Genomic DNA, 9,451 nt, shown 5'->3' on the forward strand with positions numbered 1-9,451 from the left:
TCTCATTGGCCTGCCTCCTTATTCTGGCTCTGTACTTTGTGTTTTTGGTGACTCACCAAGTATAACCCACGACAACCAAGGAGCAGGCCTTTTCTTGTTCGGTTGTCAGCCATTATATCTAGGAAAAGTCCCGCTGCAACAGAAAACAAACAAAGGATAACGCCGGAACAGTGGAATGGGAGAGGCGTGTCGGATCTTTCACTGTTCAGTGGTCATTCACTGCCCGTCCTTCCTGGATCCCGGCCTTCGCCGGGATGACGGAGAAAAGGAGTTTGTCAACAGGCTGTCAAGCGGTTCAAGCTATTCAAGCGGTTCAAGCCGGTCTTTATGTCATCCGTTTCCTTACCGCTTCGGCGATGGCCTGGAGGGTGTACGGTTTTTGTATGAAATGCGCGTCGTCGAGGGAGGTGAGGTCCTCGTCCCCGTCGTCCTGCCAGTAGCCCGACGCAAAGAGCACTTTCACGCCGGGATCGATCCTCTTCATCTCAACGTAGACCTGGCGGCCCGATCTTTTCGGCATGATGACATCGAGGAGCACCATGTCTATCTCGTCCTTTCCCTCCCGGAAGATCTCTATCGCCTCGTCGCCGTCCTGCGCGAGGAGGACCTTGTAGCCCAGTTCCTGTAGGATGCTGCCCGCAACCTCCCGCATGGAGGCCTCGTCATCCACAATGAGAACAACCCCTTCTCCGCGCGGAGGGCCCTGCTCTCTGCCCGATCCTGCCTCAAGACCGACGCCTTCAAGACAGGGAAGGAAACAATTGAAGATCGTGCCGACGCCGGGGGAAGAGATGACGTCTATGAAACCCGAATGCTGGCGTATGATGTTGTAGACAACGGCGAGACCGAGTCCCGTTCCCCTTCCCGCCCCTTTCGTCGTGAAGAAAGGGTCGAATATCTTGGGCAGCATGTCCTCCGGTATTCCCACGCCGTTATCCTCGACGGAAAGGAGCCAGTATGGCTCAGGAACGGCGCCCGGGTGCCGCGACAGGAATGGCCTGTCGGGGTTGATCCGGTTCACTGATATCGTGATCCTGCCGCCCTCCTTTCCGCCTTCCCCTCTCATTATCGTGAGGGCGTGGGAAGCGTTGATGCAGAGATTGAGCAGGATCTGCTCTATCTGCACCTGGTCTCCCCGTATCATTGCCCTTGTGTCGGCGTATCCGGCTTCAAGAGCCACTACCTTGTCAAAGGTGTTCTCGCATATGTGAAGCACGTTCTTCACGACGACATTGAGGTCGACGGGCGAGAACGAGGCTTCCTTCCTGCTCGAGAGGGTCAGGAGCTGTTTGACCACATCCGCGGCACGGCTGCTCGCCCTGTCTATGGTTACCAGCATTTCCGACAGCTCTTCGGCGGGGATGGCAGCGCCTGACTTCAGCTTGTACTGGAGAAGGGAGACGTTCCCGATGATGCTCCCCAAAATGTTGTTGAAATCATGGGCTATTCCGCTCGCAAGCGTGCCGATGGTCTCCATCTTCTGCGCCTGCTGCAGGAGGCTCTCCTTCTTCTCAAGCTCCGTCACGTCATCCATCCTGATGACCACACCACTGATACCGTCCGCCACGAGGGGATAGATGGACACATCCTTGTAGGTCGTTTCTTCGCGGTCGAACCGGTGACTGTAGAGATGCACGGCCTCGTTGGTCTCCATGATCCCCTCGATAGCCTCCTTGAAGCTGTCGAAAAAGTCCGTTGCCCGCCACAGGTTCTTTCCCAGCACGTCTCCGGACGGGATGCCCGTCGCTGTCTCCGTCGCGTGATTCCATTGCGTGACGGTGCCTTCACGGTCGATGGAAACGAGCATGGATGGCATGGATTCGATAATGTTGCCCAGGTAGCCCCGTGTTCTGCGCAATTCCTCCTCGTTCCGTTCTATCTCGCGGAGCATGTCGGCTATGCTCTCATAGAGTATGCCAATCTCGTCGTTCGACCTCTTCTTCAGTTTGGCCGAGTAGTCCCTGTCCTTCGTGATGTGCCGCGACACGTCCGCGAGGGTCAGGATAGGGGCTATAAGCATTTTTTTCACGACCACGAATATGACCACGATCATGGAAAGGCCGATGAGCGTGAAGGCCACGGTCAGGTTGAATCGCCTGAGAAGGATCTCGGCGTTCACGAAGCGCTCGGTGTAAAAGATCTCAAAAAAACCAACGATGGACTCACGGTGAAAGACGGCATAGTAGACCTTCCGGATGTCTTCTGCGCCTTTGGGTATGATGAATATGGCCGGGAGGGTAACGTCGTCGCCGATCTCCATGGTATCGGGGTTCTTCCCCAGGCTGTCCACGAATCTCCCGGATTCATCGTAGATGTTGACGGCAACGATGTCCCTGTTCGTCAGTAGTGCCCGGTTGATATAGGCGATCTCCGTTCTCGCCATCTGCCACATGGGATTTGCGTAGGCAAGCCGGCCCATCTCACCCAGGTTCGACACCGTATCCTGCAGCTCTTTCTTCAGCGCCTGTTTGTTTCTCCTGTCGAAATAGAGGATGGACAGGATGCTGATCGCAGACACGGCAACGATCAGTATGATTATGAGCTTGGCGAGGATCCTTCTCCTGAATATGTCCACAGATGTTTCCTTTACCTCAAGGGCCCTTGCATGGAAGTCGGTCAAGCTGGCCCTTTTCTATCATTCTCGGCGAATCGCAAGAAAAATCAACTGCCGGAGGCCTTCTCCTTCTGGTGGGTCGATTCGGAACGGGAAACCCCGTATTTTCGCAGTATGTCTCTGTACTCACCGGTGTCTTTGAAGTCTTTGAGGTTTCTGGAAAACTCCGCAGCCAGCTGCTGGAGCCCGAGTCTCCTGGAGAAGCCCGCATAGAGCTTCCGGCTATGGATGGGGGGATTGAGAAAACGGATCGATCCCGCAACGCCAAGGCTGCCGGCGACACTCCTGATGACCGCCTCGTTCTCGATGCCGAGATGCAATCTGCCACTGACGACCATGTTGACAAGCCGCCTGGTGTTCAGCACTTCTTCCTTCTTCAGGTAATCCGCATTGTCGAAGGCCGCCCCGTAGCTGAAGCCAGGGATGACACCGATGGTGTATCCCCTCAGGTCTTTCAAGGAGCCCCCGTACCGGACCTGAGTGCCCGCCCTGGTGAAGAGGGAGGTCCGGGAGATACTGAGGTGCTCACCGGGGAATACCGTGTATCGCCCGCGTTCCGGGGTCTTGAGGACCGATATGAGCACATGGGCATGACCCTCCTCGAGCATCTTGAGGCACCGCTTAAAGGGAAACTGCGCAAACACGGCCTCGATACCCATCCTCTTCATCACCGCCCTGAAGATGTCTATCTCAAATCCTCCGGCGCCGTTATCCTGCTTGTACGTGTACGGGTACCATTCCGTGTAGACGACGGTCAGTTTTTCAGGATGGCTGTCCCCGGCCAGGACCGCGTTGCTGAACGCAAACACCAGGAAAAAGACCGCGGATATGCGCAGGACCTGCCCTGTCATAAGAACTTGTACCATATTACCGGCCCCATTGCCACCCGGCATTTCTCCTTCCAGCCGACATCGAGCCATCGATCCGCTTGCCATTTCCTTCAAGTGATATTACAATCTGAGATCACAACAGGCGGGACGGTCCCAAAAAACGTGGCCGAGCCGCGTCACCATGGGAGTGAAACAAGGAATGAAGAATACAACCAATTCCCTCATCTGCCGGGTCATCATCGTCATCGTCCTTTTTGCCTCGACTGTGATAGCAGGGGAAAAGGGATCCCCGGAAGATACCTTGAAGCAGTTCTTCGATGATCAAAAGGCAGGGATGGAAACGATCGCCGACCGTTCAGCGGCGATGAAGGACCACGTCTCTTCCCTCAAGGATGTCAATGTCCGCTACAAGAATGGAAACACCCTGCTCCATTACGCTGCCAACAGGGGATACCTGGATGTGGCTGCCCTGCTTCTGAAGAAAGGGGCGGACATCAACGCGCGCGACAAGGACGGACGGACGCCCCTGCATGAAGCGATGGCCTATCGCCGGTACGACGTCGCCCGGTTCCTTATTGAGAATGGCGCCGATATGAGCCTCAGGAACAAAGACGGTGACACCCCGCTCATCAGTGTGGTATTCATGGATGACAAAAAACGCGCCGTCGACCTCGTCAATTTCTTCATAGTGAAAGGCTTCGACGTCAGCCGCTCCGCGGACGCGAGGCTTCTCAACGAATCCATCCGAAGAGGCCACCATGACGTCGCCGCCGTCCTTTTGGAAAAGGGCGTCGTCTACAATGAGTCGTCACTTCCTGACGCGGCGTCGATGGGATATGAGGACATCTTTGCCGTCCTTCTCTCCCGTGGGGCGGACCCCGGGGGCAAGGATATCCTTCGCGCCGCCGCTGCCTCCGGGAACGTCGGCATCCTGAAAACCTTGCTGGAAAAAGGCCGGAGACCAACCGCGGAGGATGTTGACCTCGCGCTCTACAAGGGAAGGCGGGATGCCGCCGTCCTTCTCAACGACGTGCTGAAAGGATCGGGAGATCAGGGGGTCGACATCACGGCACGATGCCGGATGAAACCGGACCCCGGACCGTGCATGGCCCTTTTCCACGCGGGGTACTATGACGAGATAGCAGGGGCATGCAGATCCTTCACCTACGGAGGATGCGGCGGAACGGTGCCCTTCGAGACGCAGGATGCCTGCAAAAGGATATGTGAGAGCGAAAAGTGACGGGTAATGAAAACCACAACCGGACAAAGGGGAGCATATGAAGATCCAGTTTACGAAGAAACAGTTTGAAACGCTGCTGAAGGCCGTATACATGGGCACGAGAACGGTCAACACCTACGAAGATGACCTCGAAGACAATGAGTATGCTGAACTCCAGAAATACATCTTCGGGTTCGCCAGAGACTTCGGGCTTGAAGAATACGCCGATTATGACGAAAAACAGAAGGTGGCCTGGCCTTCGGCCACTCTCGAAGAAGACGAAACCTTGAATGAGCTCATCGACCGCTACGACGACTTCACCTTCCTCGACAAACTCATCTACAACCTGGCGGGGCGGGACATGCTCGACAAGCACGGTCCCAAGGCGCTGGAAAAGATGTCCGACGACGAGTTCTTCAAGGAGGAAGAGGCCTTCGCCGAAAAGTACCGGAAAGAGTTCGCGAAGAACGGCATAAAGAACCTCACGGTATCCGGGGGAAAATAAGGCCGTTCAATTGCCTGTGACGACCTTTGCCATTGCGGCGGCCCTGAGATCTCCCGGCATTTTCTCTATGGCGTAGCGCAGGGCGGTGCGTGGCATTTTCGCCCTGTTCATCATAACCCAGTCAAAGACGGCTTGCCGGTGCGCCTGGCTGGCAACTTTGAGCATCCAACCGTAGCCTTTCTGCACCATGTCGTCATCGTCGGTCAGGAGAATGCCTGCGATATCGAGGACGTTGGCGAGAAACCTGCCTTCTCTCGCGGGAACAATGAGAGAAACCGCTGCCGCGCGGCGGACCCAGCGGTTTCCGGACAGGGCCCATCTTTTCAGGTCGTCCAGATATTCGGGGTACATCTCGATAAAGGCTCCCACCGAATGATTGCACAGGGTATCGCAGGATGCCCAGTTAGTAACATATCTGTTCACCCATTTCTCGAAAACCTCGAAATCACCGGGTTCGTACTCCTTGCGGACGCGGTAGGACCAGTCACAGGCGATGAAAGACTCCTCCATATACCCGGACTCCCACAGCCCCTCGCAAAGACGAAAGGTTGCGGCTTTCCCCGCCCCTTTGATGTCTTTGTAGTATTTCCTTGCCATGCTCCTCACAGCCGCGGTCTTCAACCCGTAAAGCCTCACTTCCTCCCTGAAGAACCTCAGTCCGCTCTCCCGTATCGCTTCATCCGCGTTCTCCCTGAGTTCACCGCGTATCCTCTCCAAAACATTCAGGTCCATCGGGAACCTCCTTATCTATATCGAATCGTGAAGAAAACGGTGATGAGCGCTATGATCAGGGCAACACCGTTCGCCGCAATGACGGGAACCGATTTGATGAGGACACCGTAGACGGACCACAGCACGGAACCGATGACGATCATCAGGGGTAGAAAAAGCGAGACATCCCTCGCCTCTTTCAACCTCCAGATGCGCAATATCTGCGGCAGAAGTGAAAAGGTCGTGAAACAGGCGGCTATGTAACCGATAAGGTCAGCCATCGCCGGAAAGTCTTTCCTCTTGAATGATGCTCTCGACCTTCTTGCAGAGGAAAGGGACTTTGTTCAACACCACATCCCACACAATGTCATAGTCCACACCGAGATAGTCGTGAACCAGCCGATCGCGCATGCCCGCAATCGCTCTCCACTCCAATTCATTGTGTCTTTCCTTCAACTGAGGGGACACTTTCTTCGACGCCTCCCCAATGATCTCTATGCTCCTGACAAAAGCACGCTTGAGGGTTTCGTCCATCAGGAAATCATCCCTGTTCAATCCCTTGCTGGTACTGATGAGATATTGGGCTTCATCGAGAATATGGCGCAAGTACTCAAGCGACGAGGGCGGCATCCTCGACCTCGTTCAGTATGTGATCAGCCATATAAGGGCTGAGCGATTCAACGGTGACAACCTCCACCCGGCGCCCCAGCACGTCGTCGAGGTAAAAAGACAATTGCATGAAGTGATCAAATGTCTTCTGTCCTGGTTCGAATTCGACCAGGAGATCGACATCACTGTCCTGGCGTTGCTGTCCACGAACAAAGGAGCCAAAAAGGCCGATTCTCTTGACGCCAAAAGCCCGTAACCTGGCCCTGTTCTGCCGAAGAATGCGGAAAATGTCTTGTTTGGTCATTCCATTCATTGCTCCCCGCCACTATGGATTTTACAGTACAGTCCCGATCGCTGTAAAGCACTTTGACGTCAGGCCGCAGGGAATCACCTCTCAACCGCTCATCGTTTCGTCCACAAACCGTTCGAACAAGGCTTCTATTTCCTGTTTTCTCGCTAATGCGTCTCTCCACTGCCGCGGTACCGCTTCAAGGCCATAATGGGTGCCGGCGAGGCCGCCCGTTACGATGGCTGTCGTGTCTGTGTCCCAGCCGAGATTCACCGCTTTGAGCACTGCCGAGCCGTAAGAGTCTGTCGTTAGCAGGCACCACAGGGATGCCTCCAGCGTGTGGACCACATAGCCGTCGGACTCGATGGCGGCTTCGGAAAGAGCATCGATGTCACCCGAAAGAAGACGGGAGAAATGTACCAGCTCTTCCGAGAAAGAAGGCCCGCTGTAAAACCTTCCCGTTTTTTCCATGGTCAGCAGATATGCCTCGCGCGGCGTCATCCCGTCAAGGAGGGCCGCGACGATGAGGCAATACGCTCCGCATGCCATCATTGACCTGGGATGCCCGTGGGTTATGGCCGAGGCGCGGTTGGCGAGACGAAGCGCTTCTTCATCTCCCATCGTCGCAGAGTAAAAGGCCACGGGAAGGATGCGCATCAGCGAGCCGTTGCCGTTGTTCTCTTCCTCCTGTCCGCCCGCCGTTGCGGCCGGCGTGCCGAGCTGCATCCTGCTGATCGCCTGCCACGTCCCTCTCCCCACGTCGAAGGCCTGTCCGTGGGGGGTCCAGAGACCCGCGGTGAACCAGCTAACGAAGAGGTCTCCGATCCGTTCCGTATCGAACCCGTCAAGAAGACCCTGCGCCGTGCAGAGCATCAGGGACGAGTCGTCCGACCAGCTTCCCGGCGGCAAGCTGAAGGTCCCGTATCCCCTCATGTCCGTGACGGGGTCCCCCTTGCGGGCATCCCTTCCCTTGAACTCCACGGGGACGCCAAGAGCGTCTCCGACCACGGCCCCCCAGAGCCCGCCGAGCATCCTGTCCCGCCTGGAAATATCCGTCATCTTCACTCACCTATCCTCCACGAGCGCACCATCTCCCGCTGTCGTTCCGTCTCAGGCGAATCATAACCCCCGCCGGGCACGCTGGCCCTGAGCTCCCGTATCATCTCGAGCACCCTCTCCCCGCTCGCGAAGGCATGGCGGGCAAGGTAGCAGCCGACAACCGTCCCGGTCCGCCCCTTCCCTCCCCAGCAATGGACATACACCGGTCTCTCGGCTGTGATGACGCCGTCGATCTCGTTGAGAATGCCGGTCATCTCTCCGCGGGACGGCACCGCCATGTCCCTGATGGGCCTTTGCGCCCAGCTAACGTCGATCTTCATCTCGCCGGCCCGTTGGAGGAGCTCCTCCCGATACCCGGCGAAAGGTTCTCCGTCCCAATTCGTTTCCGTCTCTTCCATGAGGTTCACGACGTGCCGTATACCGGCGTCGAGAAGCCCCTGCACCTTGCCGCGCGCCACGTCCGCATCGAGGTCTCCCGGGTAACATCCGGCCAGAAACCTCCCCGGCACCACCCAGTAAGACCTGTCAAAAGGAACCACGGGATAAGACATATTTTTCCTCTCACGCATCGATCACCTCCACTCCCCCATTATACCCCGCGGTCTGTGACAGCGTCATGACACAGGGAAGACGGTTCCAGGTTTCAGGGAAATATCCGACCCCTAACAGAGGCCTTTGCAACCGTTTTCCGTCCTTGTTTTTGACCTGAAACCTGGAACCTGAAACCTGCAACCGTTGTTATGCCAGGCATGACATCGACGGGCGGGTTGACTCGCCTTCCCCCTGTTTTGTGCGTTCCAGGAAGTCGAGGATGGTGCGGACGTAGTCGTCCGGGCGCTGCTCGTAGGTGTTGTGGCCGCATTTCGGGAAAACGGCCAACTCACCCTTCGGCAGGGCCCTGTAGAAGGCTGTTGCCTGTTCGACGTAGAATATGGAACTGCGGTCGGGATAGAGAACAAGGGCGGGGCATTGAACCTTCGCCAGTGCGGGCCTCAGGTCGAAATACTCCACACCGTATTCCCCGCCGCACCTCGCGAACTGCTCGTATTTCGTCTCAGCCATTTCGCCATGCCAGTCAATTATCTTGGCCTGCAGCCGCGGCTCGAGGTCTCTGAAGCGGATGACGAGTCTTTCGATGTTCAGCTGTGTCATCGGCATCTCGCTGTAGCACTGTGTGCTCGCCGCCGTCAGCGTCCACACATCTTCGGGATAGCGCGCGGCATAATCCACGGCCAGCACGCCGCCCTCACACTGCCCCACAAGATGGCAGGGCCCGATGCCAAGGGCCTCCTTCACAGAGCGCAATTCGCCCACGGTCTCGGGTCTGTACCCGTCACTAACATAGAACCCGAAAAAATCAGGCCCATCCTCAGAGCGTCCGAACCCCCGGCGGTCATACATGACCACGCGATAGCCGGCATCCACAAAACGCCCGAAGATATTCCGCCAGATCTTGAGACACCCGAACCCGTGATGGAGAAGCATAACTGTCTCCTCCCCCTCCCCGTGAACCTCGTAATACACCTTGAGACCATTGATCTCCGCAAAAGACATGCGCGCTCCTTGAATTGTCGATAACTGACCCAATTCTGCCACAATCAGCGAGGTCTTGCAA

Annotated in this window: 11 protein-coding genes; 2 read left to right on the top strand and 9 right to left on the bottom strand. The window is 56.4% G+C overall.

Annotation, left to right across the window (positions count from 1 at the left end; translation table 11 throughout):
- Positions 1–325: 325 nt before the first annotated feature.
- The gene (locus tag GXX82_02420) at positions 326–2,575 is read right to left on the bottom strand and encodes a response regulator (protein ID NLT21883.1); all 2,250 of its coding nucleotides are present in this window, start codon (positions 2,573–2,575) and stop codon (positions 326–328) included.
- Between the two features lie 86 nt (positions 2,576–2,661).
- Positions 2,662–3,480 carry a transporter substrate-binding domain-containing protein gene (locus GXX82_02425; protein ID NLT21884.1) on the bottom strand — a complete coding sequence of 273 codons (819 nt, stop codon included), beginning with the start codon at positions 3,478–3,480 and terminating at the stop codon, positions 2,662–2,664.
- Between the two features lie 163 nt (positions 3,481–3,643).
- Between GXX82_02425 and GXX82_02430 the strand changes: the two genes are divergently transcribed.
- Both GXX82_02430 and GXX82_02435 read left to right on the top strand, forming a co-directional pair.
- Entirely contained in the window at positions 3,644–4,684 is a 1,041-nt protein-coding gene (locus tag GXX82_02430) for a hypothetical protein (GenBank protein NLT21885.1), read from the top strand.
- A 37-nt stretch (positions 4,685–4,721) separates the two neighbouring features.
- Complete coding sequence (locus GXX82_02435) at positions 4,722–5,168, top strand: hypothetical protein (protein NLT21886.1); 447 nt, start codon at positions 4,722–4,724, stop codon at positions 5,166–5,168.
- Between the two features lie 6 nt (positions 5,169–5,174).
- Here the strand turns inward: GXX82_02435 and GXX82_02440 are convergent, their stop codons facing one another.
- The 7 genes from GXX82_02440 to GXX82_02470 all read right to left on the bottom strand — a co-directional run bounded on the left by GXX82_02440 (position 5,175) and on the right by GXX82_02470 (position 9,390).
- Positions 5,175–5,900: a DNA alkylation repair protein gene (locus GXX82_02440; protein ID NLT21887.1), complete on the bottom strand. Its 726-nt coding sequence runs from the start codon at positions 5,898–5,900 to the stop codon at positions 5,175–5,177.
- An 11-nt stretch (positions 5,901–5,911) separates the two neighbouring features.
- Positions 5,912–6,160: a SemiSWEET transporter gene (locus tag GXX82_02445; GenBank protein ID NLT21888.1), complete on the bottom strand. Its 249-nt coding sequence runs from the start codon at positions 6,158–6,160 to the stop codon at positions 5,912–5,914.
- Positions 6,153–6,509 (bottom strand): DUF86 domain-containing protein, encoded by a 357-nt coding sequence (locus GXX82_02450; GenBank protein NLT21889.1) that lies wholly within the window; start codon positions 6,507–6,509, stop codon positions 6,153–6,155. The genes GXX82_02445 and GXX82_02450 overlap by 8 nt, the downstream gene beginning before the upstream one ends.
- Positions 6,490–6,801, bottom strand: a complete 312-nt coding sequence (locus GXX82_02455; GenBank protein ID NLT21890.1) for a nucleotidyltransferase family protein — start codon at positions 6,799–6,801, stop codon at positions 6,490–6,492. Before GXX82_02455 ends, GXX82_02450 begins: the two co-directional genes overlap by 20 nt.
- Before the next feature lie 81 nt (positions 6,802–6,882).
- On the bottom strand, positions 6,883–7,836 hold the full coding sequence (locus GXX82_02460; protein ID NLT21891.1) for an ADP-ribosylglycohydrolase family protein: 954 nt from the start codon (positions 7,834–7,836) through the stop codon (positions 6,883–6,885).
- A gap of 2 nt (positions 7,837–7,838) precedes the next feature.
- Positions 7,839–8,405, bottom strand: coding sequence for a protein phosphatase (locus GXX82_02465; GenBank protein NLT21892.1), 567 nt, complete (start codon positions 8,403–8,405; stop codon positions 7,839–7,841).
- Positions 8,406–8,574: 169 nt separating this feature from the next.
- Positions 8,575–9,390 (bottom strand): alpha/beta hydrolase, encoded by an 816-nt coding sequence (locus GXX82_02470; GenBank protein NLT21893.1) that lies wholly within the window; start codon positions 9,388–9,390, stop codon positions 8,575–8,577.
- Positions 9,391–9,451 lie beyond the last annotated feature (61 nt).

This window comes from Syntrophorhabdus sp., from assembly GCA_012719415.1.
Taxonomy (GTDB): domain Bacteria; phylum Desulfobacterota; class Syntrophorhabdia; order Syntrophorhabdales; family Syntrophorhabdaceae; genus Delta-02.